The sequence below is a fragment of the Sandarakinorhabdus sp. genome (assembly GCF_987265915.1).
In genome coordinates this window covers 295,641-318,588 of sequence record NZ_OZ503948.1, presented here as the reverse complement: position 1 = coordinate 318,588, position 22,948 = coordinate 295,641, and the positions used below count along the sequence as shown (strand labels likewise).

Here is a 22,948-nt window from a genome sequence, read left to right as displayed (position 1 = left end):
GCCGCCTTTCATCGCTGCCAACGAGGCAGCTGACACGCGTCGCCGCCTATCGTTGAAGCGCGCGACTCCCGACCATGAAAGAGCAGCTTGGGGCCCTCTCACTTCAATACACCCATTGGTTGAATTGATCAGGCGGCGAGTGGAACCCGGCGGCGGCGTAACGCTGCGCCGGTCAGGCCGAAACCGGCGATAAGCATCGCCCAACTGGCCGACTCTGGTACCGCTGAAACGCCACCGTCGCCAACGGAATAGATGGCTTCGCTGGCGAAAATGCCGGCCGCAGAAACCGGATCGCTGCCAGACAGGTTATCCCGTGTCAAAATGCGGAAGCTCCCGCTGCCGACGATTGCGGCAGTTGGCGCAACGTCCTGATCGAGCGAGGAACCTCCTGTCAGAGTAATGTAGTTTGCCGTCACAAAATTGTTGATCAAAACCAATGCACCAAGTTCCACCTGTTGCGCCCTATGCCCGACTATGGGGTAAACATTGACAAATACGAAATCATCGAACCCCCCCGAGATCGTCTTGGTGATGCTGTTGATCGTGATCGATGCGGTGACGATTGGCGACGCTGAGCCATAATAGCTGCCGCCTGAACTTGAATCGCTCACGCCCGGGTCGCTTGCTTGGTCGCCTCCCAAATTCCGGTCGTAAGTAAATGTGGCGATGTAACGCGCGCCGGCAAGATTGGTGTTGGCTGCCCCGAAAACACCGGTGAGATCGTTCCCCGATTGCAGCCTACCGGAATAGGTTGCCGTCTTGATGACAGCGGCTGCAGGGGAAACGCCCGCCCAGAGCGACACAATAATTCCAGCAATGTAAAAAACATATTTCATTATTTATATCTCCCCAATCGAACGCCCAATCTTACAGAAATAATTTTTATATTCAATACTGTAACAGTGAGGATAACGCAAACCGGATCGAAATGCAACATAATGTCGTTCAACTATTTAAGAACCTTATCCGATTGATGGTGAAACATAGCTTGAACCCACCAGCCAACTTCGGCTCCTGGCGAAAGCCGACGTGCAGAGAACGCGTGTGAATCGAAACAGTGTCACAAAGTCTGCCGTTGCACTTTCACAAGTCGCAGATGAGCAAATTGCTGTTTCCAGGAAGCCTCCAACCGTGCGTGAATGTCTGACATTGGGGCGCCAGTGGACACGCTTGCAAGCCGCGCGCTTGACAACGAACCGGTGCTGGGTCTGCGGCCCTGCCCGCCGGAGGCCCCTTTCCTTCTGAAACGCGCTCAGTCGATCACCTTCCCCCGCGCCATCACCCAGCGAACCTGCGCCAGTTGCTTCGCGTCCACCGCAGGGTCGCCATCGGTGGCGATGATATCGGCGGATTTGCCGGCCTCCAACGTGCCGATCTCGCTGGTCAGGCCGAGCAGGTCGGCGGCGCCGGTGGTGGCGCTGATCAGCACTTCGCGGGGGGTCATCCCGCCAAATTCCACCATGTCGCTGGCTTCCTGGCCGTTGCGGCCATGATCGAACACGCCGGCATCGGTGCCGAAGGCGATGCGGGCGCCGGCGGCGCGGGCGGCGATGATCTGTTTGCCGCGCCGTTCCAGGATGGCGCGCACCTTGGCTTCGACGACTGGTGTGTAGGTGCCGGTGCCCAGCCGTTCGGCGGTGGCGCGGAAGGGCAGCAGGGTGGGGACGAGCCAGCCTTTGGTGGCCGCCAGCGCCCTCGCGCCAGCGTCGTCGATGAAGCTGCCATGTTCGATCGAATCGACGCCGGCGCGCGCCGCCGCTTCGATGCCGCGCGGGCCATGGGCGTGGGCGGCAACTTTCAGGCCCAGGCTGTGCGCGGTCGTCACGATGGCGCGCATTTCATCATCGGTGAAATGCTGGTCGAGCCCGCGGCCCTGCTGGCTGAGCACGCCGCCGGTGGCGGTGAACTTGATGACATCGGCGCCGCGCTGGCTGGCCTCGCGCACCCGCGCCGTGCATTCGACCGCGCCGGTGCAGGTGTTGCCTTGATCGAGCGCGTCGTTCACGTCAGGTGAAAAGCCCGACACGTCGCCGTGGCCGCCGACGATCGCCAACGCCGGGCCGGCGGCCAGGATGCGCGGGCCGGGGAACAGGCCGGCATTGATGGCATCGCGCACGGCAAAGCCGGCCAGTTTCGCGCTGCCGAGATCGCGCACGGTGGTGAAGCCGGCCTTGGCCGTGATGCGGGCATTCTTCAGGCCATAGGCGACGGACAATTCGGCGCTGTCGATGGCTTCGCGCCAGAAGGGCGTGCCGGGATCGCCGGTCAGGTGGACATGCGCGTCGATCAGGCCGGGGCTGAGCGTGCGGGTCGATTGATCGATGACGCGTGCGCCGGCCGGAATGGCGGCGCTGGCCGGGTTGATCGCGGTGATGCGGCCATCGGTGACGATGATGGTGGAGGCGCCCAGCGCTGGTTTGGCGGCATCGACGATCACGCGCGCGGCGCGAATGGCGATGGTTTCGGCCGCGGCCGGCGCGGCGGTGAGCAGCAAGGCGGCGGTGATGGCGTGGCGCATGGCATTCCCCTTTATGGTGCGCACCTTAGCCGACACCAGCCGACAAGTTCACCTCTCCCCTTGGGGAGAGGTCGACTCGCGCGGCACGCGCAGCCTGCCCCGGACGCGATCCGGGGGCGGGAGAGGGGTCTTTATCTTCGGGTTTCGGCGCACCGCCCCTCTCCCGGGCCGCCTGCGGCGTCTCTCGACCTCTCCCCCGTGGGGAGAGGTGAAGGTCAGTTGATGGGTGGCAGGCCCAGCCGCCTGAGCTCGATCTTGGGGCAGCGGTCCATCACCACCTGCAGCCCGGCCGCCTCGGCGCGCGCTGCTGCTTCCGTGTCGATTACGCCCAATTGCGTCCACACGGCCCTGGCCCCGGCGGCAATCGCCTCATCCACCACTTCGGCGACAAATTCGCTGCGGCGGAACACATCGACCAGATCAATGGGCCCGGCGATGTCGGACAGGCGGGCCACCACCGCTTGCCCCAGGATGGTCTGCCCGGCCAGCAGCGGGTTGACCGGAATGACATGATAGCCGTGCGCCAGCAGCACTGCCATCACCTCATGTGCGGCGCGTTCGGGGCGTTCGCTGGCGCCGACCAGCGCGATGCGGCGGGTTTCGCGCAGCAGCTGCGCAATATCGGCGTCCTGGGTCAGCATCGCTTACAATCCGGTGGTGGCGATGACGCCGGCGGCAATCTCGTCGAAAATCGCCGCGCTGTCGCCGCTCACCGGCTGGCCGGCATCTGCGGCGGCGCGCACCACCATCTGCAATGGGATGCGGCCCAGGAAGGGCACGCCCATGGTGGCGGCTTCGGCTTCGGCGCCGCCATGGCCGAACGGGTCGGAAACATGGCCGCACGCCGGGCAGCAATAACCGGCCATGTTTTCGACGACGCCGAGCACACGGACGCCGACATCGTTGAACATGGCCACCGCGCGGCGCGCATCGATCAGCGCCAGATCCTGCGGTGTGGACACGATCACCGCGCCGTCGGGCTTGAGCTTTTGCGCCAGCGTCAACTGCACATCGCCGGTGCCGGGCGGCAGATCGATCACCAGCACATCCAGCGCGCCCCAATCGCATTGTTCGACCATCTGCACCAACGCCGACGACGCCATCGGCCCGCGCCAGACGATGGCCTTGTTCGGATCGGTCATCATGCCCATCGAAAGCGCCTTGATGCCGAACCTTGTTTCGGGTTGCAGCCGATCATTTTCGACCCGCGCCCGCCCGGTGATCCCCAGCAGGGTGGGCACCGATGGCCCATGGATATCGGCATCCAGCAGGCCGACGGCCTGGCCGGCCCGCGCCAGCGCAAAGGCCAGATTGGCGGCCACGGTCGATTTGCCGACGCCGCCCTTGCCGCTGGCCACTGCCACCAATTTGCGAATGCCCGGCACGGTCGATTCGGCCGGGCGTGCGGCACTGGCGGGGGCCGACGTGCGATCGGCGGTCAGGATGATGCGCGCCGCGGTGATGCCCGGCACCCGCTTCACGGCGACTTCGACAGCCGCCTGCAACCGCTCGGCGGCGGTACGGTCCAGGCCATCGATGGCCAGCACCAGCCCGGCCTGCCCGTCATCCTTCACGACGATGCCGGCGGCGCGGCCCGATGCGATCACGTCACCGCCGGCAGGGTCCGCCACGGTGGCCAAGGCCATTGCCACCTTGTCTTTCAACGACATTTCCAGCTGCTTTCCCCAAATTGCGCTTGTTGCGACAAGCGCAATGGCCAACAAACGCTGCTGCGGTGCCGCATGCCCTCGCAATCGCGGTTCGAGCTTCGTATATAGTGGTTTCTTGATGCGTGATAAGGTCTGGAACAGCACTCCAATGCCCTGGCAGAACAACTCCGACGAGAACGGCACCAGTCCGGGGGGCAACGGCCCTTGGGGCAATGGAGGCAACGAAACGCCGCCCGAACGGCCGCCAGAGCGCGGGCCGGAACGGGGGCCGCAGAATCGGCCGGCCAATCCATGGGGCGAAGGCCCGGTGCGGCGGCCGATGGGCAACAAGAGCCCCAATCGTGGTGGCGATTTCGATGATCTGATCCGCCGCAGCCAGGAACGTCTGCGCAGCCAGTTCGGCGGCGGCCCAGGTGGCGGCGGTGGCGGCATGGATATCGGCGATGGCCGCTGGGTGGTCTGGGCTGGCGGCGCCATCGTCGCGGCCTGGTTGCTGCTCACCAGCTTTTACCGGGTCGATGCACAGGAACGCGCGGTTGTGCAGCGCTTCGGCGCCTATCAGGAAACCACCGGCCCCGGCGTGCATCTGAAACTGCCGTGGCCGATTGATGCCGTGGAACTGCGCAAGGTTGAACAGATCAACATCATCGATATTTCATCGAGCGAAGGCGCCAGTGAAAATCTGATGCTCACCGGCGATCAGAACATCATCAATCTGGCCTATACGGTGCGCTGGAAGATCAAGGCGCCCGAATCCTATCTGTATGAACTGGCGGACCCGGAAAAGACCGTGCGCGAAGTGGCGGAAAGCGCCATGCGCGCCGAAGTGTCGAGCGCCACGCTGAATGATGCGCTGGGTCCACAGCGGGCCCAGATCGCCGAACAGGTGCGCGAACGCATGCAGGAACTGCTCGACAGCTATCGGTCGGGCGTTGAAGTGCGCGGTGTCGATATCAAGCAGGCCGATCCGCCCGTTGCCATCGACAGTGCCTTCAAGGATGTGTCGGCGGCGCAGCAGGATGCCCAGCAATATCTGAACCGGGCGCGCACCTATGCCCAGGCGCTGGTGGCAAGGGCACAAGGTGATGCCGCGGCCTTTGATGCGGTCTATGCGCAATATCGCCTGGCGCCCGAAGTGACGCGCAAGCGCATGTATCTGGAAACCATGGAAAAAGTGCTGGCCAAGGTGGACAAGACGGTGATCGATGCCCCCGGGGTCACGCCGTATCTGCCGCTGCCTGAAGTGCGTCGCCGCGCGGCCGCGCCGGCCGCCGAAACCGCCCCCCAGCGTTGAGGACTGAACGATGGCGATTTTGATGCGCAATCCTGCTCTGCTGGCGGCCTTTGGCTTTGCCCTGGTCGTGCTCGCCATGAGCAGCCTTTATACCGTGCCCGAAACCAAGCAGGCGGTCGTGCTGCGGCTGGGCAAGCCGGAGCGGATCGTCAATGCCTATGATCCAAAGGCAGGTCTTGGGCAAACCGGTGCCGGCCTGACGATGAAGGTGCCGTTCATCGAGGATGTGAAGTTCATCGACAAGCGCATCCTCGATCTCGACATGGATGCCCAAACTGTGCTGTCCACCGATCAGTTGCGGCTGGTGGTGGATGCCTTTGCCCGGTTCCGCATCGTCGATCCGCTGCGCATGGTGCAAACCGTGGGCAGCGAACAAAATGCCGCCGATGCCCTGAAACGCATTCTGGCCTCCAAGCTGCGTAACGAACTTGGCAAGCAGCCCTTCGCGGCCCTGCTCAGCCCGGAACGTGGCCAGTTGATGGACGAAATCCAGCTGACGGTGAATCGCCAGGCCAAGCAATATGGCGCGGAAATCATCGATGTGCGCATCAAGCGCGCCGATCTGCCATCGGGGCCGCCGCTGGAAGCCGCCTATGCCCGCATGGCATCGGCACGCCAGCAGGAAGCCGCGACCATTCGCGCCCAGGGCAACAAGCAGGCGCAGTTGGTGACCGCCCAGGCCGATGCGCAATCAGCGCAGATCTATGCCGAAAGCTTTGGCAAGGATCCGGAATTCTATGCGTTCTACCGCGCCATGCAGGCCTATCGCACCACCTTCGATGATGGCACCGGCACGGTCATCCTGGGCCCGAACAATGAATTCCTGCGCGAATTCGAAGGGCGCCGCACCAACCGGTGAGCTTCGTTCATGCACGGTTAGTCGTGCGGTTCGCATAGCTCCTCCTCCGTCCGTCGCATGATCATCAGAAAGAGACACATGTCGTCAAAGCGCTTCCGTCACCTGGTTCCGCTCGCCGTGCTGGCCACCGGCCTGACCGCCATCGCTGTCGCGCAGGCGCCGGCCGCGCCGCAGGCGCAGAATGCCGTCGCACCCGCCGTCGCCATCCAGCCGCCCGGCGGCGCGCCGCGCAGCTTTGCCGATCTGACCGCACGGCTGGCCCCGGCCGTGGTCAACGTTTCCACCACCCAGAAGGTTGAAGTCGGCCGCACGCGCCGGATGCCCGGCCAGCCCGGCGGCAATCCGCTGGAGGAGTTTTTCCGGCGTTTCCAGGAACAGCAGGATGGCGGTGAGCCGGTCACCCGCGAAGCGACCAGCCTGGGTTCGGGCTTCATCGTCGGTGCCGATGGCTATGTGGTCACCAACAACCATGTGATTTCGGCCGGCGAGGGTCGTGACAAGCCGGTCGAATCGATCACGGTGACCTTGTCGGACCGGCGGGAGTACAAGGCGCGCGTTGTCGGCCGTGACACGCTCACCGATCTCGCGCTGCTGAAGATCGAGGCCACCGGCCTGCCCTTCGTGCAGTTCGGCAACAGTGAGCAGATCCGGGTCGGCGATTGGGCAATCGCCATCGGCAATCCGTTCGGCCTTGGCGGCACGGTCACCGCCGGTATCGTTTCGGCGCTGCATCGCGATATCGGCTCCGGCCAATATGATCGCTATATCCAGACCGATGCGTCGATCAACCAGGGTAACAGCGGCGGGCCGCTGTTCGATCTGGCTGGTAATGTCATCGGCATCAACACCGCGATCTTCTCGCCGACCGGCGGCAACGTCGGCCTTGGCTTTGCCATTCCGGCCGAACTGGCCAAGCCGGTGATCGATCAGCTGAAGGCCAACGGCGCGGTCAAGCGTGGCTATATGGGCGTGGCCATCCAGCGGTTGACCTCCGATATCGCCGATGGCCTGGGCTTGCCCAAGGATACCGGCGAGATCGTTGCCAATGTCGAGCCGAATGGCCCGGCCGCCCGCGCCGGCATTCGCCAGGGCGACGTGATTCTTTCGGTGGCCGGGCGTCAGGTCAATTATGACAACAGCCTGTCGTATCTGGTGGCGACCACGCCGATCAACACCACTGTGCCGATCGAATTGATCCGCGACGGCAAGCGGGTGAAGGTGATGGCAACCATCGCGCAGCGCCCAGCGGAAAACATCGTCCAGGCGCGGGCCGGTTTGCCGGCTGACGAAGACGAGACCCCGGCCGCCGACGACAAGGCGCCCGGCATCGAATCGGCGCGCGCCAGCCTGGGCATCACGCTGCAACCGCTCACCCCAGCGCTGCGGCAGCAATTGCGCATCGACGACAAGGTGCAGGGCGTGGTGGTTGCCGGCATCAGCCCCGCATCGGATGCGTCCGCCAAGGGCCTGCAACGCGGCGACATCATCGTGAAGATCGGCCAGAAGCCGGTGGCCAACCCGGCTGAAGCCGCCGCCGCGGTGGATGCCGAGCGCAAGGCCGGCAAGGATACGGTGCTGATGCTGGTGCAGCGCGGCAACACCCCGCCAACCTATCGCGGGATCAAGCTGCTGCCCGACAAGCCGGCCAAGTAAGGAATTGAAAATTCGAGAATAAATGCCGAGAGTCATCGCTAACGAATCCGCTCTCAAGCCTCCAGAATTACGGAATCGGGTGTTGTCAAGTGAGAATTGATGCTGTAAAAGAAGATGACCCTGCCGAGTTCGAAACCTCGCGCTCTGCGTGAGGCCCATTGTAGAATTTGGCGGGGTCACTACTTTTTAGGTTTCGCTCTTGTTTTGTCGATATCCGCATCGTTCGGAACAAAAAGCCAGTGGCGATACCGGTGTTCAAATCGTTGATGCAGGCCATCAGGCGTGCCAGTCGTAATGCCTACATTAAAATTCGGATATATCTTTTGAATGCGCCGTTTGATTACATCGTAGACTTTCGCCTTTGCTTTCGCTCTCTTGCCACGTCGCTTTTGGCCCGTTTCTGGTTTAGTGTGTTTTTCGTTAAGCCTTGATTGAATTCCTCCGAGTATAACGTCCAAGGCCTGAATTATATTGTGTTCTTTCGAGTTTACGTCGGATATGTCACTATAGTCGATGCTGAAGCCTGCTCTTCGCCACTTGGGAAATTTAGATAGAGACGATAAATAGTCTTTGAACTCATCAAGTTTTTCAGACTTGTGGGGAACATCGTCTAACAAAATCATCGCAGAAGCAGTTTCCCCGAGCGGCACTGACCATTGTAAACCAAACGCATGCTTTATAAATTGATAATACAACATAAAGTAGTCATTGCCAATCTGATACTCCTTTAATCGGGGAATATGAATATTTTGAGTGAACATGATCCTTACCTTCATATCTCCCCTGTCAACTATGTCGAAAACTCCGTCAACAAATTCGCAATACTTATCAGCATAAGGCTCAGTAATACGTTGCCATTTCATTTCTCCAGAAAAAATGTTTAATCGGTTCTTTAGGGCAGTGAGTTCTAGCTCGATTTGCGCTTGCTTGCGTGCCTCGATTAAGATCCCACCATAAAAATTTGAAAAATATCGGCCCTTTTGCTCGGATTCATCGCAAAAGATTATGTAGCGAGTGTGCATGGCACACTTATCTGTCCTCAGTTGAACAAACCTGTCAACCTTTCGCCTAGCTTCCAGGTCGCAGCATCTTGCATCGCAGTTTGGACTATATGCTACGTTCGAAGACGCGGTAAGTGCGGGTGACGTGGCTGTCGATGACATCGGCGATCGATCGCATCGGGCCGTTGTCATCCAGAATCCAGCCGATCTCGCCTTCCGATGCGCCGAATTCCGCGATGGAGCTGCGGCGGATATATTCGATCATCTGAAAGGCCATCAGGCTGGACACACGCTGGCCCTGCAAGGATTTGCGGATCCCCATCAACGGCACCCGCATGCGTTTGACCTGCGGTTTGCGCAGCCGCCACAGCAGTTTCGCCCAGCCGAACGGAAACAATTCGCCATTCAGATCGCGGGTCAGCTCATTGACATCGGGCAGGGTGATCATGAAGCCGACGGGTTCGCCTTCATATTCGGCGATGCGCACCAGATTGTTGAAGATGATCGGCTTCAGCTTCTTGCCGACATAGGCGATTTCCAGCGGCGTCAGCGGCACAAAGCCCCAATTGTCCGCCCAGGCATCGTTCAGGATATCGAGGATCAGCGCGGCTTCGGCGTCGAACTTGGTCTTGTCCACCGGGCGCGTCACCAGCTTGGCATTGCGTTCGGACGCCGCCACGATGCGCTGCACGATTTCCGGCAGCGGCTGCTTGATCGGCAGGGACCAGCAGTGCAGGTCCTTCACCCCGGCATAGCCGTGCGCGGTGATCAGCCGCTCATAATAGGGCAGGTGATGGCCCATCATCACGGTTGGCGGCGCTTCGAAGCCCTGCACCAGCAGGCCGGGCTCATCCCAGATCGACAGGCTGAACGGGCCTTGGGCGCGGGTCATGCCGCGGGTGCGCAGCCAGGCCTCGGCGGTCTCGATCAGGGCGTCTGCCACCGCCTGGTCATCGACGCATTCGAACATGCCCCAATGGCCGGTGCCAGCGCCCATGTGCTTGAGCACCAGTTGATCGACCTGCGCCGAAATGCGGCCGACGCATTTGTTGCCCTGCCAGGCCAGCCAGAACGCAGCCTCGGCGTGCTCGAACCACGGATTGGTCTTCAGCCCGCCAATCAGCCCGTGCATTTCCGATTTCAGCGGCGGCACCCAGTGCGGATCCTTGGCATAAAGCTGCCAGGGCAGCGCCACGAATGCCTTTTGATCGGCTTTGGTTTCGACAGGCTTGATGGCGATGGGGCTGGTCATGCCGATCCGTTAGGCGCGATTTGCGGCAAATTGGCGGCGATCACTCCTCGGTGCGGATCAGCACGGCTTCGCCGATCAGCAGGAACAGCAAAAATGGCGCCCACGCCGCCATCACCGGCGGCACCGTGCCGAAATTGCCCATCGCCAGCATGAAGTTGTCGGCCACGAAAAAGGCAAAGCCCAGCGCCATGCCGATCACGGCGCGCACGAACAATTTGCCCGATCGCGCCAGCCCGAACGCCGCCACCGCACCGAGCAACGGCATCAGCACGGCAGACAACGGCCCGCTGATCTTGTGCCAGGCCGCCGCCTCCAGCACGTCGGTCGGCTTGCCAGCGGCGCGCTGTTCGCTGATTTGCGGCCACAGATCCCACAAGGCGATGAAATTGGGATTGATGCTGATTGTCGTGAACTGCCGGGGCACCACGTCGGTGGCAAAATCCAGCCGCGGCCGGGTTTCCATGCCGCCGCTGGCCACATCGAACAGCCGCACATCGGCCAGCTGCCAGCCGCCGCGCATCGGCGTGGCACTGGCGGCCATCACCACCTGCACCAGGCGGTTGTCGCGCCGGTCATAGATGGTGACACCGGTCAGGCGGGTGGCATTGTCGCGGCCGGTCACCCGCTCGGCATGAAACAGATCATCGCCGCCGCGCACCCAGCTTTGTCCGGGCTTGGCGGCGGCCACTGGAACTTTCCGATATTCATTTTCTTGCCAGGCCTTCAACGCCGCGCTGGCCCGGGTGCCGATGCGTTCATTCCAGGCAAAGTTGGCGATGGCCACGCCCATCGCCGCCAGCATCAGCGGGGCCAGGATATGGTGGGCCGACAGGCCGGCAGCCTTGAAGATCACCACTTCGCTGTTCTGATTGAGCGTCGCCAGGGTCACCAGCGTCGCCAGCAGCACGGAAAATGGCAGGAACAGCTGAATGATCTGCGGCGCGCGCATCGAGACATAGATCCACAGATCGGCTTCGGTGTTGCCGGGCGCCGCCAGCACCTTGCCGCTTTCCGACAACAGATCGAGCGCCTGCAGGATCACCGTCAGGCCGATCATGAAGGCCGCCACCCGCACCAGAAACATCCGCGCGGTATACCAGGCGATGGTTCTCGAAGGGAAAATTGTCATGGTTCGCCTTACCCGGCCGACAGCACGTCGTCGGACCAGCGCTGCCGTTTGACCAGCTTGCCGGCCATCCCGGAAACAAAGGCGGTGATCTTGCCGAACCAGCGATCCAGCGCGCCGATCGGTTGGCCGCCCGGCCGCCCCAGCACGTGGTAAAGCCACAGCGAGCCGCCCATGAACAGGGCGAAGGGCACCCATTGCGCCAGCACCGGATCGATGCGGCCCAATTGCCCCATGCGTTCGCCATATTCGGTGAACTTGTGAAACGTCACCAGCGCGATGATCGACAGGAACACCCCCAGCGCCGATGTCGAGCGCTTGGGTGGCACAGCCATCGCCAGCGCCAGGAAGGGCAAGGTGAACATCACCAGGCACTGCACGATGCGGCGATGGAAGGTGGCGCTGGCGCCGCGCCGTTCGGCGGCGCTTTCTCCATGAAGCATGGTGCGCAGCAATTCGGGCAGCACGGCTTCCAGATTGCCTTCACCGCGTTTGCGAAACGCCGCCATTTCCGGCAGCCGGATCGGCAGGTCATGCTGGGCAAAGGCCAGCACCCGCGGCGTTGATCCGGGTGCCGGGCTGTGCACCAACGTGCCATCCTGCAACCGCAGCAATATATATTCAGGATCGTCGGTGGCCAGGAACGTGCCGCGGGCGGCCGTTGCGGCGATGGTCTGGCCGATGTTGCCATCCTTGTCGCGCGCCACCGCGCGCACGAACAGGCCGCGCAGATCGGCGCCGCCCTGGCGGGATTCCTCCACCCGCAGCGTCATCCCGCCGCCCAGATCGGCAAATTCGCCCACCTTGATCGACGCGCCCAGCGCGCCGGAGCGCAATTCGAAGCGCAGATTTTCATAGGCATAGCGGGTGACCGGTTGCAGCCAGCCGACAATGCCGAAATTCACCACGGCAAACACCAGGGCAAACAGGAACGGCACCCGCAACAGCCGCCCGTAAGAGACGCCGACCGCCAGCAGCGAATCCAGTTCCGACGACATTGCCAGCCGCCGGAAGGCGAGCAAGATGCCCAGCATCACGCCGATCGGAATGCCCAGCGACAGATATTCCGGCAGAAGATTGCCCAGCATGCGCCAGACCACGGATACCGGTCCGCCTTCGTTGACCACGAAATCGAACAGCCGCAGCATGCGATCGAGCACCAGCAGCATGGCAGCCACGACCAGGGTGCCAATCAACGGCACCAGGATCAGGCCGAACAGATATCGGTCAATGCGCTTGATCACGCCGCAGCAAATGTCCTTGCCGGGTGCCAAGCCGGCGACCGGGTGCAGAGCCTATAGCTGCCACGCCCGCGCCGGTCATGGGAAAACATAGGCCTGTCGATCAGGCGGGCACGGCCAGCGGCAGGCCGCAGATCTGTGCCGCTTCATCAAAGCGTGCCAGCACCGTATCGATCTGATCATCGCGGTGCAGGGCGCAGATCGAACAGCGCAGCAGGAACACCCCGGCCGGAGTCGCCGGCGGCCGGCTCATGTTCACATAGACACCCAGTTCGATCAGCGTGGACCACATGCGCGCCGTGGTTTCCTGATCGGGCATCAGCACGGAGACAATTGCGCTTTCGGGCGTGTCCGTCGCCAGGCGGAAGCCGCGTTCGCGCAGGCCCCCGTGCAGGCGTCGCGTCGCGTCCCACAGCCGGGCGCGCTTGTCGTGCGCGGTCATCAGCTTGCGGATGGAGGTGGCGGCGCAGGCGACCACGGCCGGCGGCAGCGACGCGGTGAACGTGTAGGGCCGGCAGACCAGGCGCAGGATTTCGAACTTGGGGTGGTTGGACACGCAAAAGCCGCCAACGGTGCCCACGGATTTGGAGAAGGTGCCAACGACGAAATCGACATCGTCGGCCACGCCGGCTTCTTCATAAACGCCGCGACCATGTTTGCCGAAAAAGCCCATACCGTGGGCTTCATCGACCAGCACCATGCAGCCGTGGGCCTTGGCGATGGCGACCAGCTCCTGCAGCGGCGCGATGTCGCCGAGCATCGAATAGACGCCTTCCAGCACCACCAGCTTGCCGGCTTCCGCGGGCAGGCGTTTCAACCGCTTTTCCAGATCGACCGCATCATTGTGGCGGAAGCGCACGATATCGGCATTCGACATCTTGCAGCCATCATAGATGCTGGCGTGGCTGTCGGCATCGAGGATGATGAAATCGCCCTTGCCGGCCAGGGTCGAAACCATGCCGAGATTGGCCTGATAGCCGGTGGAGAACACCATGGCGTGGGACATCCCATAGAAGTCCTTCAGCGCGTCTTCGCATTCCTTGTGGGTCTGATAAGTGCCGTTCAGCACGCGGCTGCCGGTGGTGCCGGCGCCGAAATCGCGCAAGGCCACGTGCCCTGCGGCGATCACATCGGGATCGAAGGTCATCCCCATGTAATTGTAGGTGCCCAACAGGATCGTGTGCCGGCCCTTGATGATGGCTTCGGTGGGGGACAGCACCTGTTCCATCACGATGCCGAACGGGTCGCGCACGCCGGTGGCCAGCAGGCCGGCATGCTCGGCGATCAACGGATCATATTTTGCCAACAGATCGATCATGATCAACCCTTCTTGACCACCAGGCCGTGCACCGCGTCGGCAACCTGCCCGATGGTTTCCAGATCGGGCAGCATGTTCAACGGGATCATGATGTCCCATTCGTCTTCCATGCTGGCGACCAGATCCATCACCGTCAGGGAATCCATTTCCATGTCACCGGCAAAGCTGGTGGCTTCGGCGAGGGCAATCTTCTTGGCGTTCAAGGGCTCGATCAGTTCGATGATGCGGGCATAAACGCTGGCGCGGTCGGTCATGAAGGCTCCCGGAATTGCGACGGGCCAACACGCCCGCTGAATGACTTGCCTTTGCTGCCACATCATGGCCAAATTGCGGATCAGGATGGATGCAGTATCGCAATAACATGCCGGATTTCGCCGATGTCTCCGTTGATTCCAGCCAGGATGGCGCCCCGCCGCTTGTGAGAGGAGAGGCGCATCCCAACGCCATCCACATGATCCGCACCATGCAGGCGCATCATGTCACCTTGTCGGCAATGGCCGATCAGAAGGCCAACATCATCATCGGCGTGAATTCGGTGATCTTTGCGCTGGTCGTGAAAGAGGCCGTCACCAATCCCGCGCTCATGCTGCTCGCGGCATCGTCTGGCCTGGCCGCGGTGCTGTGCATGCTGGCCGTGGTGCCTGTGCTGGGCGGTTCGGACAAAGGGCCGCAGCCACCGCCCAATCTGCTGTTCTTCGCTGGCTTCAGCAAGCTGACCGAAGCGCAATGGTTGGCGTGGCTGGATGAAACCACCGCCACCGATGATCGAATCCGGACGGCGATGGCGCGCGATGTGTATCAGCTGGGCCAGGTGCTGGCGCGCAAGAAATACAAATTTCTGGGCTGGGGTTACCGGGTGTTCATCGGCGGTCTGATCGGGACGTTTGCCCTGTTCGTGGTGCAGACCCTGCTGGCGCTATAGCCAGCCGCGGTCGCGGTAATCGGCCACAGTGTCGGCCATGCCGTCGTCCAGGTTGATCGTGGGCTGCCACAGATTGTGCAGGCGCTGGTTGGCGCCGCGGGCCACCCAATCGGGGTGGGCGAGGTAGAAGGCGCGATCGCGGCTGAGCTTTGGCAATGTGCCGCGCCAGCCGGCCAGCAGCGTGGCGACGCTGGCAGCGAGGCCGAGCAGCCGGTTGCTGACCGGGATCATGCGGACGCGGCGGCGGCCAAGCGCGCGGGCCATCGCAGTGGCGTGCTGGGCGTGGGTGTAACCACCTGAACCATCGTCGATTTCCAGGATTTCGCCGGAAGGGCCACCTGTCGCGAGGGCGAGCAGGGCGCGGGCTAGATCATCGACATGGATCAGGCTGATCCGCGCATCACGGAGGCCGGGCGCCAGGCCGAGACCCAGGCGCGCCACCTTGAACAGATCCAGCATTTCCGCATCACCGGGGCCATAGACGCCTGGCGGCCGCACGATCACCCAATCCAGGGTGCTGGCCATCACGAGGGCATCGCCCTGGGCCTTCGACGCGCCATACATCGACAGGCGGGGCTCACGTGCGGCGAGGCTGGAGACATGGACGAAGCGGGTGACGCCGGCTGCGGCCGCGGCGGCAAGCATGTTGGCGGTGCCGGTCACGTTGCCGGCGTGGAAACCGGCTTCATCGGCGGCGTTCACCACCCCGGCAATGTGGATGACTGCAGCTGCGCCCTCGCACAGACGGGCCAGCGCATCTTTATCGTCCAGATCACCGACCACCCATATAATGCCGGCCTGATCCGGCCGCGGCCGCCGGGTGAGCGCCCGGATTGGTCGGCCAGCCAGCGCGACCACGCGGCTGCCGACAAAGCCGGTGGCCCCGGTCATGGCGATCAGGTCCCCAGCGGCGCGCCGCGGGGGGGCGGGCTGGTTCAAGCCGCGACCTCGAAGGGCTGAATTTCGCCCGACAGATATTGCAGGCGCGCCTTTGACCGGGACAGTTTGCCCGATGACGTGCGCGGCAGCGTGCGCGGCGGCACCAGTTCGACCACGCAGCTCATGCCGGTGATCGCCTTCACCTTGGTGCGGATCGCATCGCGCAGTTTGAGGCGCTCGTCATTGTCGCTGGTGCGGCACTGCACCAGCACGGCCGGGGCTTCCTCGCCCGACGGCGTGGTGATCGAAAAGGCGGCAATGTCGCCGGCCTTGAAGCCGGGTAATTGCTCGATCGCCCACTCGATATCCTGCGGCCAGTGATTCTTGCCGTTGATGATGATCATGTCCTTGGCGCGGCCGACGATATAGAGCGAGCCGTCCTTCAGATAGGCCATGTCGCCGGTATCCAGCCAGCCATCGGGCGACAGCGCCGCTGCCGTGGCTTCGGGATCGCGGAAATAGCCGGCCATCACGCCCAGGCCGCGCACGAACACCCGGCCGATCTTGCGTTCGGGCAGAATCTGGCCCTGTTCGCCGCGCACTTCGATGGTCAGGCCGGGCATGGCCTTGCCGCAATTGACGATGGCGCGATACCGGGTGGGCAGGCGATGATCGGCGCGCGGCTCCGTGGCGCCCGACAGGGTACGCTCGTCGATCAGGTCGCACTGAATGCCTTCACCCACCGGCATGATGGTGACCGCCAGCGTGGCTTCGGCCAGGCCATAGCTGGGCAGGAAGGCCGATGCCTTGAACCCGGCCGGCGCGAAGACATCAACAAAGGCCTGCATCACTTCCGGGCGGATCATGTCGGCCCCGTTGCCGGCCAGCCGCCAGCGCGACAGGTCATAGCGTTCAGCCACCGGGATCGACGGCGAAATGCGGCGGGCGCAGATGTCGTAGCCAAAGGTGGGGGAATAGCTGAGCGTTGCATCCTTGTTGCGGCTGATCAGTGTGAGCCATGACAGCGGCCGGCGGGCGAAATCTTCGGTGGCGAGGAAATCCACCGACATCTGGTTGGCCAGCGGCGACAGCACGCAGCCCACCAGGCCCATGTCGTGATACCAGGGCAGCCAGCTCACGCCGCGATCGCCTTCGCCGACCTTCATCATGATGCCATGGCCAGCCAGATTGGCGAGCAGGGCTTCGTGGGTGACGGCAACGCCGTGCGGGAAGCGGGTGGAACCCGACGAATATTGCAGATAGGCGATATCGCCTGGCTTGGCTTGCGGCAGCGGCACCACCGGGGCATCGCCCTGAAACCAGATCGACCAATCGTGCGTGGCGCAGAGGCCGGCAGCGGCTTCGGCCACCATCGGGAACAGGCCGGATGGCGACAGCACCATCACCGGATCGCAGCTGGACAATTGCACGCGAATCTGGGCGACATAAGCCTCGCGTCCGCCAAAGCTGGTTGGCAGCGGCAGCGGCACTGGCAAGGCGCCGGCACACACGGCGCCGAAAAAAGTCGCCATGAAATCGGCACCTGTTTCGGCGATCAGGGCGATGCGGTCCCCCGGTTGCACGCCCTCGGCAATGAAGTGCATGGCATGGCGGCGGGCATCGGCGGCCAATTCGGAATAGGGGTAAACGCGCACCAGATCGGCGCGGGCATCGTGGAAATTAAAGCCTTTCAGCCCCTGGGCGGCATAATCCAATGCCTCCACCAGCGTACCGAAATCGGCGTTGCGCATCGGCCGGCCATCATCGGTTGGGGTGGAGCGCAGCGCGCCTTGCGGTGCTGTTTCAGCCATGATGTTCTCCCTTCAACTCTGCCCCAAGCGACCCGTCTGGCAGAGGACGGTAAATTCCTACACTATGGCTGTTGCACAACGCGGCGTTCAAATTCCGGCCCGAAAGTGGCAGGAACGTGGCATGCAGGATGAAAGTGACAGAAGCGGGCCACAAAAGCCGGCGAAAGCGCGGGTGCGTCAGCAGGTTCGGCGTGCGCCGCAGCCGCTCGATCAGGCCCGCCTGAACGACCTCGCGCTGGGCTATGCGGCGCGTTTTGCCACCACGCGGGCCAGGCTGGCGCGTTATCTGGCGCGCAAGCTGAAAGAACGCGGCTGGGCCGGATCGGCACCGCCGGATATCGCGGCGCTGATCGATCGGCTGGCCGCGCTGGGCTATGTGGATGATGCCGCCTTCGCCGCCATGAAGGGCCGCGCCATGGCGGCGCGCGGGTTGGGGTCAAGGCGCGTTGCCGAAGCGTTGGCGGCGGCCGGGGTGGCGCCGGATGATCGCGGCGCCCCGCCGGATGCGCCCCAGGCGCTGGCAATTGCGGTCGATTTCGCGCGGCGCAAGCGGCTGGGCCCCTTTGCCCGCACCGCCAGTGATGATCCGAAACTGCGCCAGAAGGCGCTGGCGGCGATGCTGCGGGCCGGTCACAGCCTTGACGTAGCCCGCCGCGTGCTGGCCGCCGAGTCCGTGGCTGCTGCCGAAGCGCTCTGCGCAGACGACGCGGGCTGATTGCAGCCTGGCCTCAATGCAGTTGGCGACGCTCGCCCTTTGACCAGCTGATTACGAGGCCCAGCGCCTGGCCCATGATTTCGCCAGACAGGGCGAACTGGCGGGGCCGGGGATCACCTTGATCTTCCAGCGCCAGATGCAGGCGGGGCTGTGCTGCTACAATTGCTGCGACCACCAGCAACGCCATCCCAAGCTGCGCCGTCCACCTGCTCGCCATCGCCCCGCTCCCGATCGTCATTCGCCCCGATCGTTGCGGCCACACCCGTCCAAGCATGCGACCGCAACGCTTGATACATGCCGGCCATTGTCTGAGCGGCGCATGAACGAACGGCAAGCGCGCGCGCAAATTCCTGATCAAGGATGGGCGGTGTGACGGTGCGATACCGAAGCGCCCACCAAAAGCGGGCGGCGCCGGATGGCACCGCCCGCTTTTGGTTTTCGCGCTGATCAGGCCCCGTGATCAGGCCCCGTGATCAACCTTTGCGATCAGGCTTCGTTCGGGGCCGGCAAGGCCTTGGGCGCCTTCTTGGCCTTGGGCTTCTTCACGGCCGAGACGATCTCGAAGGCCAGTTCATTGTCCTTCATGTGCACGCGCACTTCGCCGCCGCCGACCAGCTTGCCGAACAGCAGTTCTTCGGCGAGCGGCTGCTTGATCTTCTCCTGGATCAGGCGGCCCATCGGGCGAGCGCCATAGAGCCGGTCATAGCCGCGTTCGATCAGCCAGGCCTTGGCGTCCTCGGTCAGGCTGATGTGCACATCGCGATCGGCGAGCTGCACTTCGAGTTGCAGCACGAACTTGTCGATCACCATCGCCACCACCGACGGCGGCAGATAGGCGAACGGCACGATGGCATCCAGCCGGTTGCGGAATTCCGGGCTGAACATCTTCTTGATCGCTTCCTCGTCCTCCCCGATGCGGTTGGTCGAGCCAAAGCCGATGCCTTCGCGGGCCATGTCGGCCGCACCGGCGTTGGTGGTCATGATCAGGATGATGTTGCGGAAATCGACCGTCTTGCCGTGGTGGTCGGTCAATTTGCCGTTGTCCATCACCTGCAGCAGGATGTTGAACAGATCCGGGTGGGCCTTCTCGATCTCGTCGAGCAACAGCACCGAATGTGGCTGCTGATCGACAGCATCGGTGAGCAGGCCGCCCTGATCGAAGCCGACATAGCCCGGCGGCGCCCCGATCAGGCGGCTGACCGAGTGGCGTTCCATATATTCCGACATGTCGAAGCGGGTGAGCGGAATGCCCAGGATATGCGCCAATTGCTTGGCCACTTCGGTCTTGCCGACGCCGGTCGGGCCGCTGAACAAATAGCTGCCGATCGGCTTGTTGGCTTCGCGCAGGCCGGCACGCGCCAGCTTGATGGCGCTGGCCAGCTTGTCGATGGCGGCATCCTGGCCGAACACCACCCGCTTCAGATCGGCTTCCAGCGTGGCCAGTTGCGCCTTGTCGTCGCTGGAAACGCTCTTCGGCGGAATCCGCGCCATGGTGGCGATCACCGCTTCCACTTCCTTCACGCCGATCACCTTGCGGCGACGGCTTTCGGGCAACAGCATCTGTGACGCGCCGGTCTCGTCGATCACATCGATGGCCTTGTCGGGCAGCTTGCGATCGTTGATGTAGCGCGCCGACAGCTCGACCGCCGCCTTGATGGCATCCGGCGTGTATTTCAGCTTGTGATGCTCTTCATAGCTGGCGCGCAACCCCATCAGGATCTTGATGGCGTCTTCCACGCTCGGCTCGTTCACGTCGATCTTCTGGAAGCGGCGCAGCAGGGCGCGATCCTTTTCGAAGTGGTTGCGGAACTCCTTGTAGGTGGTCGAACCGATGCAGCGGATCGCACCGGATGACAGCGCGGGCTTCAGCAGGTTGGAGGCATCCATGGCCCCGCCGCTGGTGGCCCCTGCGCCGATCACCGTGTGGATTTCATCGATGAACAGCACGGCGTGCGGCAGCTTTTCCAGCTCGTTCACGACATTCTTCAACCGCTCTTCGAAATCGCCACGATAGCGCGTGCCGGCCAGCAATGCGCCCATGTCGAGGCTGTAGATCACGGCGGGCAACAGCACGTCGGGCACCTGGCCTTCGACGATCTTGCGCGCCAGGCCTTCGGCGATCGCCGTCTTGCCGACGCCGGGATCGCCGACATAAAGCGGGTTGTTCTTGGACCGCCGGCACAGGATCTGGATGGTGCGATCAACCTCTGGGCCGCGGCCGATCAGCGGATCGACCTTGCCCAGCTTGGCCTTCTCATTCAAATTGACCGTGAATTGCTTGAGGGCGCTTTCATTGCCCTTTTTCTCGGCCTTTTCGGCCTTGGCCGGCTTTTCCTCCGGCTCCTCGCGTTCATTGCCGCCAGCCGAGCCCTTTGGCGGCTTGGCTTCGGATTGGCCGGATTTGGCAATGCCGTGGCTGATGAAGCTCACCGCATCCAGGCGGGTCATGTCCTGCTGCTGCAGGAAGAACACGGCATGGCTTTCGCGTTCGGAAAACAGCGCGACCAGCACGTTGGCGCCAGTCACTTCCTCGCGGCCGCTGGATTGCACATGCAGGATGGCGCGCTGCACCACGCGCTGGAACCCGGCGGTGGGCGACGGATCGACGCTGGAATCGGCCTTCAGGGCCGACAGCTCGGTATCGAGATAGCGAATCAACTGGCTCTGCAATTCTTCCAGCTCGACATTGCAGGCCTTCATCACCTGGGCCGCGTGATTGTCGGTGGTCAGCGCCAGCAGCAGATGTTCCAGCGTGGCATATTCATGGGTGCGGCGGGCAGCTTCGGCCAGCGCATTGTGCAGGGTCTTTTCGAGTTCGCGCGTGAACGAAGGCATCAAATTCTCCGGGGCGCCGCCTTCGTGGGACGAAGACGCACCGTTTGCCGGCCGGGCCTGTTGCGCGGCCTTGGTGGAATGTCTGCCTCGCATTGGCAAACATCAAGGGGCAAACGGCCACCAGCGCGATTATTGTATGTGGCATCGCCGCGCAGGTGGGGGCGCACCAATTGGTGGACCGCGACCGCTGGAAATTGCCACTGGCCAAATCAGCCGCTGATACAGCATCATGCACCGTCATTGATCATCGGGAGAACCCATCGTGCGACGCCGCATTCTGATCGCCGCCCTGTTCGGCGCCACCCTGCTGGGCACCACGCCAGCCGCCGCGCGCGAGGATGTCGTCGGCTATCTGCAACCCGATCAGGCGAAGGCCCTGGTGCCGCAAATGCCCGAACCGCCGGCGCCGGGCAGCGCCGCCGACCGGGCCGACCGCGAGCGTTATCGCCAATCGGCCAGCGGCATCGGCAATGCTGCGTGGCAGCGCGCGATTGCCCAGCTTTCGACGAATTCCGGCAGCTTTCGTCAACAATTGTCCTGCGCCATCGGCGCGACGATCGGGGCAGACACGCCACCGGTGGTGACCGCCGTGCTGGCGCGGGCTGCGGCGGATGCGCAACCGGTCGCGGCCCGGGCCAAGGATTATTTTCAGCGCCGGCGCCCCTTCACCACCGATGGCGGGCGCGCCTGCGACCCGGAAAGCGCCCGGAACAATGGGATCAGGATGGGTTATTCCTACCCTTCCGGCCACGCCACCACGGGCATGTTGTGGGGCCTGATCCTGGCCGACATGGTGCCAGAGCGCCGCGCCGAAGCGCTGGCTTTCGGCAAGGTGACCGGTGATCTGCGGGTTGCCTGCCGCGTGCACTGGCAATCCGATATTGCGGCCGGCGCGCAATTGGCTGGCACGCTTTACAAGCTGATCGCGGCGACGCCGGCCTACAAGGCCGATCTGCGCAAGGCAAAGGCCGAACTGGTCGGAGCGGTGCCGCCTGCCAATTGCTGAACCGGTTTGCGCCGGCGCGGCGCGCGGGCCATGGTGGTGGGCCTAGGAGACAAGCATGCGAATTTGTTTTTCCGTCCTGCTGTTGGCCGCGACCCCGGTGATGGCCCAGCCTGCACCGCAAGCCACGATCATGCAGGTCCAGCCGGCCACACCATCGCCGCTGACCGGCTATGTCGCGGATCGTCCGCTCTTGTCGCTGCTGCGCCTGTTGCCGCCGCCGCCCGATGCCGGCAGCAGCGAAGCCAGGGCCGATCAATATCTGTATCGCGACAGCCGGCGCGGCATCGGCGGCCCCGACTGGCGCAAGGCGCAAGGCCAGCTCGGCATAGCCAGCGCCGAATATCAGAAGGCGGTGGCCTGCGCGGTGGGCGCCACCATCAACAGCAAGACGACCCCCGCCACCATGACCCTGCTGATCCGCGCCGGCGCCGATCTGTCGCGCGCTGTCACGGCGGCCAAGGATTATTACAAACGGCCGCGGCCCTTCACCACCGATAAGGGCAAGGCCTGCGATCCCGAATCTGCCGTGGATGGCGGCAAGCGGCTGGGTTTTGCCTATCCGTCGGGCCATTCAGCGGTCGGCTGGCTGTGGGGGCTGATCCTGGCCGATGTGCGCGGCGAACGGAGCGCCGAAGTGCTGAAATTCGGCAAGGCGACCGGCGATCTGCGCGTTGCCTGCCGGGTGCACTGGGCATCAGACGTCACCGGCGGCCGGCTGCTGGCGACGGCGCTGTATCAGCAGATCGCCGACACCGCCGATTACAAGGCCGATCTTTTGAAAGCCCGCAGCGAATTGATGCTCGCGCCGGTGCCGGAGGGCTGCCCGGCAGCGTGAGCCGCCGGGCCAA

At 63.3% G+C, this 22,948-nt stretch carries 21 protein-coding genes; 7 read left to right on the top strand and 14 right to left on the bottom strand.

Annotation, left to right across the window (positions count from 1 at the left end; translation table 11 throughout):
- Positions 1 to 128: 128 nt before the first annotated feature.
- The 4 genes from AC6UUM_RS01510 to AC6UUM_RS01495 form a co-directional block, all read right to left on the bottom strand.
- A complete protein-coding gene (locus AC6UUM_RS01510; protein ID WP_500803588.1) occupies positions 129 to 836 on the bottom strand; it encodes a PEPxxWA-CTERM sorting domain-containing protein in 708 nt (235 codons plus the stop codon).
- 416 nt (positions 837 to 1,252) lie between these two features.
- A complete protein-coding gene (locus AC6UUM_RS01505) occupies positions 1,253 to 2,518 on the bottom strand; it encodes a metal-dependent hydrolase family protein (protein WP_500803587.1) in 1,266 nt (421 codons plus the stop codon).
- Between the two features lie 215 nt (positions 2,519 to 2,733).
- Positions 2,734 to 3,159: a CoA-binding protein gene (locus AC6UUM_RS01500; protein ID WP_500803586.1), complete on the bottom strand. Its 426-nt coding sequence runs from the start codon at positions 3,157 to 3,159 to the stop codon at positions 2,734 to 2,736.
- 3 nt (positions 3,160 to 3,162) lie between these two features.
- Positions 3,163 to 4,188: an Mrp/NBP35 family ATP-binding protein gene (locus AC6UUM_RS01495; protein ID WP_500803585.1), complete on the bottom strand. Its 1,026-nt coding sequence runs from the start codon at positions 4,186 to 4,188 to the stop codon at positions 3,163 to 3,165.
- 148 nt (positions 4,189 to 4,336) lie between these two features.
- Between AC6UUM_RS01495 and hflK the strand changes: the two genes are divergently transcribed.
- The 3 genes from hflK to AC6UUM_RS01480 all read left to right on the top strand — a co-directional run bounded on the left by hflK (position 4,337) and on the right by AC6UUM_RS01480 (position 7,994).
- Positions 4,337 to 5,482, top strand: coding sequence for an FtsH protease activity modulator HflK (hflK, locus tag AC6UUM_RS01490; protein ID WP_500803584.1), 1,146 nt, complete (start codon positions 4,337 to 4,339; stop codon positions 5,480 to 5,482).
- 10 nt (positions 5,483 to 5,492) lie between these two features.
- Positions 5,493 to 6,341, top strand: coding sequence for a protease modulator HflC (gene hflC, locus AC6UUM_RS01485; protein ID WP_500803583.1), 849 nt, complete (start codon positions 5,493 to 5,495; stop codon positions 6,339 to 6,341).
- 78 nt (positions 6,342 to 6,419) lie between these two features.
- Positions 6,420 to 7,994 carry a Do family serine endopeptidase gene (locus tag AC6UUM_RS01480; RefSeq protein ID WP_500803582.1) on the top strand — a complete coding sequence of 525 codons (1,575 nt, stop codon included), beginning with the start codon at positions 6,420 to 6,422 and terminating at the stop codon, positions 7,992 to 7,994.
- Positions 7,995 to 8,173: 179 nt separating this feature from the next.
- Here AC6UUM_RS01480 and AC6UUM_RS01475 read toward each other — a convergent pair whose 3' ends face one another.
- The 6 genes from AC6UUM_RS01475 to AC6UUM_RS01450 form a co-directional block, all read right to left on the bottom strand.
- Positions 8,174 to 9,016: a DUF3800 domain-containing protein gene (locus AC6UUM_RS01475; protein WP_500803581.1), complete on the bottom strand. Its 843-nt coding sequence runs from the start codon at positions 9,014 to 9,016 to the stop codon at positions 8,174 to 8,176.
- Between the two features lie 85 nt (positions 9,017 to 9,101).
- The gene (locus AC6UUM_RS01470) at positions 9,102 to 10,247 is read right to left on the bottom strand and encodes an N-acetyltransferase (RefSeq protein ID WP_500803580.1); all 1,146 of its coding nucleotides are present in this window, start codon (positions 10,245 to 10,247) and stop codon (positions 9,102 to 9,104) included.
- Between the two features lie 40 nt (positions 10,248 to 10,287).
- A complete protein-coding gene (gene lptG, locus AC6UUM_RS01465; protein ID WP_500803579.1) occupies positions 10,288 to 11,376 on the bottom strand; it encodes an LPS export ABC transporter permease LptG in 1,089 nt (362 codons plus the stop codon).
- Between the two features lie 8 nt (positions 11,377 to 11,384).
- Positions 11,385 to 12,617: an LptF/LptG family permease gene (locus AC6UUM_RS01460; RefSeq protein WP_500803578.1), complete on the bottom strand. Its 1,233-nt coding sequence runs from the start codon at positions 12,615 to 12,617 to the stop codon at positions 11,385 to 11,387.
- Between the two features lie 100 nt (positions 12,618 to 12,717).
- Positions 12,718 to 13,932 carry a serine palmitoyltransferase gene (gene spt / locus AC6UUM_RS01455; protein WP_500803577.1) on the bottom strand — a complete coding sequence of 405 codons (1,215 nt, stop codon included), beginning with the start codon at positions 13,930 to 13,932 and terminating at the stop codon, positions 12,718 to 12,720.
- A 2-nt stretch (positions 13,933 to 13,934) separates the two neighbouring features.
- A complete protein-coding gene (locus AC6UUM_RS01450; protein WP_500803576.1) occupies positions 13,935 to 14,186 on the bottom strand; it encodes an acyl carrier protein in 252 nt (83 codons plus the stop codon).
- Between the two features lie 89 nt (positions 14,187 to 14,275).
- Here AC6UUM_RS01450 and AC6UUM_RS01445 point away from each other — a divergent pair, with 89 nt between their 5' ends.
- Complete coding sequence (locus tag AC6UUM_RS01445) at positions 14,276 to 14,854, top strand: Pycsar system effector family protein (protein WP_500803575.1); 579 nt, start codon at positions 14,276 to 14,278, stop codon at positions 14,852 to 14,854.
- Here AC6UUM_RS01445 and AC6UUM_RS01440 read toward each other — a convergent pair.
- The gene (locus AC6UUM_RS01440; RefSeq protein WP_500803574.1) at positions 14,849 to 15,745 is read right to left on the bottom strand and encodes an NAD-dependent epimerase/dehydratase family protein; all 897 of its coding nucleotides are present in this window, start codon (positions 15,743 to 15,745) and stop codon (positions 14,849 to 14,851) included. The genes AC6UUM_RS01445 and AC6UUM_RS01440 overlap by 6 nt on opposite strands.
- A 44-nt stretch (positions 15,746 to 15,789) precedes the next feature.
- A complete protein-coding gene (locus AC6UUM_RS01435; protein WP_500803573.1) occupies positions 15,790 to 17,544 on the bottom strand; it encodes a fatty acyl-AMP ligase in 1,755 nt (584 codons plus the stop codon).
- A 121-nt stretch (positions 17,545 to 17,665) separates the two neighbouring features.
- Here AC6UUM_RS01435 and AC6UUM_RS01430 point away from each other — a divergent pair, with 121 nt between their 5' ends.
- Positions 17,666 to 18,259 carry a regulatory protein RecX gene (locus tag AC6UUM_RS01430; RefSeq protein ID WP_500803572.1) on the top strand — a complete coding sequence of 198 codons (594 nt, stop codon included), beginning with the start codon at positions 17,666 to 17,668 and terminating at the stop codon, positions 18,257 to 18,259.
- A 13-nt stretch (positions 18,260 to 18,272) separates the two neighbouring features.
- On the opposite strand, the gene AC6UUM_RS01425 is transcribed toward AC6UUM_RS01430, so the two are convergent.
- Positions 18,273 to 18,476, bottom strand: a complete 204-nt coding sequence (locus tag AC6UUM_RS01425) for a hypothetical protein (RefSeq protein ID WP_500803571.1) — start codon at positions 18,474 to 18,476, stop codon at positions 18,273 to 18,275.
- A gap of 269 nt (positions 18,477 to 18,745) precedes the next feature.
- Entirely contained in the window at positions 18,746 to 21,094 is a 2,349-nt protein-coding gene (clpA, locus tag AC6UUM_RS01420; protein WP_500803570.1) for an ATP-dependent Clp protease ATP-binding subunit ClpA, read from the bottom strand.
- A gap of 262 nt (positions 21,095 to 21,356) precedes the next feature.
- On the opposite strand from clpA, the gene AC6UUM_RS01415 reads away from it, so the two are divergent.
- On the top strand, positions 21,357 to 22,100 hold the full coding sequence (locus AC6UUM_RS01415) for a phosphatase PAP2 family protein (RefSeq protein ID WP_500803569.1): 744 nt from the start codon (positions 21,357 to 21,359) through the stop codon (positions 22,098 to 22,100).
- A gap of 100 nt (positions 22,101 to 22,200) precedes the next feature.
- Positions 22,201 to 22,935 (top strand): phosphatase PAP2 family protein, encoded by a 735-nt coding sequence (locus AC6UUM_RS01410; protein WP_500803568.1) that lies wholly within the window; start codon positions 22,201 to 22,203, stop codon positions 22,933 to 22,935.
- Positions 22,936 to 22,948: the final 13 nt, after the last annotated feature.

Coding starts and splice junctions, on each gene's coding strand:
- AC6UUM_RS01430 (WP_500803572.1), top strand. CDS start 17,666: ATGCAGGATGAAAGTGACAGAAGCGGGCCACAAAAGCCGGCGAAAGCG.
- AC6UUM_RS01495 (WP_500803585.1), bottom strand. CDS start 4,188: ATGTCGTTGAAAGACAAGGTGGCAATGGCCTTGGCCACCGTGGCGGAC.
- AC6UUM_RS01425 (WP_500803571.1), bottom strand. CDS start 18,476: ATGGCGAGCAGGTGGACGGCGCAGCTTGGGATGGCGTTGCTGGTGGTC.
- AC6UUM_RS01410 (WP_500803568.1), top strand. CDS start 22,201: ATGGCCCAGCCTGCACCGCAAGCCACGATCATGCAGGTCCAGCCGGCC.
- AC6UUM_RS01435 (WP_500803573.1), bottom strand. CDS start 17,544: ATGGCTGAAACAGCACCGCAAGGCGCGCTGCGCTCCACCCCAACCGAT.
- clpA (WP_500803570.1), bottom strand. CDS start 21,094: ATGCCTTCGTTCACGCGCGAACTCGAAAAGACCCTGCACAATGCGCTG.
- AC6UUM_RS01445 (WP_500803575.1), top strand. CDS start 14,276: ATGCAGTATCGCAATAACATGCCGGATTTCGCCGATGTCTCCGTTGAT.
- hflC (WP_500803583.1), top strand. CDS start 5,493: ATGGCGATTTTGATGCGCAATCCTGCTCTGCTGGCGGCCTTTGGCTTT.
- AC6UUM_RS01470 (WP_500803580.1), bottom strand. CDS start 10,247: ATGACCAGCCCCATCGCCATCAAGCCTGTCGAAACCAAAGCCGATCAA.
- AC6UUM_RS01505 (WP_500803587.1), bottom strand. CDS start 2,518: ATGCGCCACGCCATCACCGCCGCCTTGCTGCTCACCGCCGCGCCGGCC.
- AC6UUM_RS01500 (WP_500803586.1), bottom strand. CDS start 3,159: ATGCTGACCCAGGACGCCGATATTGCGCAGCTGCTGCGCGAAACCCGC.
- spt (WP_500803577.1), bottom strand. CDS start 13,932: ATGATCGATCTGTTGGCAAAATATGATCCGTTGATCGCCGAGCATGCC.
- hflK (WP_500803584.1), top strand. CDS start 4,337: ATGCCCTGGCAGAACAACTCCGACGAGAACGGCACCAGTCCGGGGGGC.
- AC6UUM_RS01480 (WP_500803582.1), top strand. CDS start 6,420: ATGTCGTCAAAGCGCTTCCGTCACCTGGTTCCGCTCGCCGTGCTGGCC.
- AC6UUM_RS01475 (WP_500803581.1), bottom strand. CDS start 9,016: ATGCACACTCGCTACATAATCTTTTGCGATGAATCCGAGCAAAAGGGC.
- AC6UUM_RS01450 (WP_500803576.1), bottom strand. CDS start 14,186: ATGACCGACCGCGCCAGCGTTTATGCCCGCATCATCGAACTGATCGAG.
- AC6UUM_RS01440 (WP_500803574.1), bottom strand. CDS start 15,745: ATGACCGGGGCCACCGGCTTTGTCGGCAGCCGCGTGGTCGCGCTGGCT.
- AC6UUM_RS01510 (WP_500803588.1), bottom strand. CDS start 836: ATGAAATATGTTTTTTACATTGCTGGAATTATTGTGTCGCTCTGGGCG.
- lptG (WP_500803579.1), bottom strand. CDS start 11,376: ATGACAATTTTCCCTTCGAGAACCATCGCCTGGTATACCGCGCGGATG.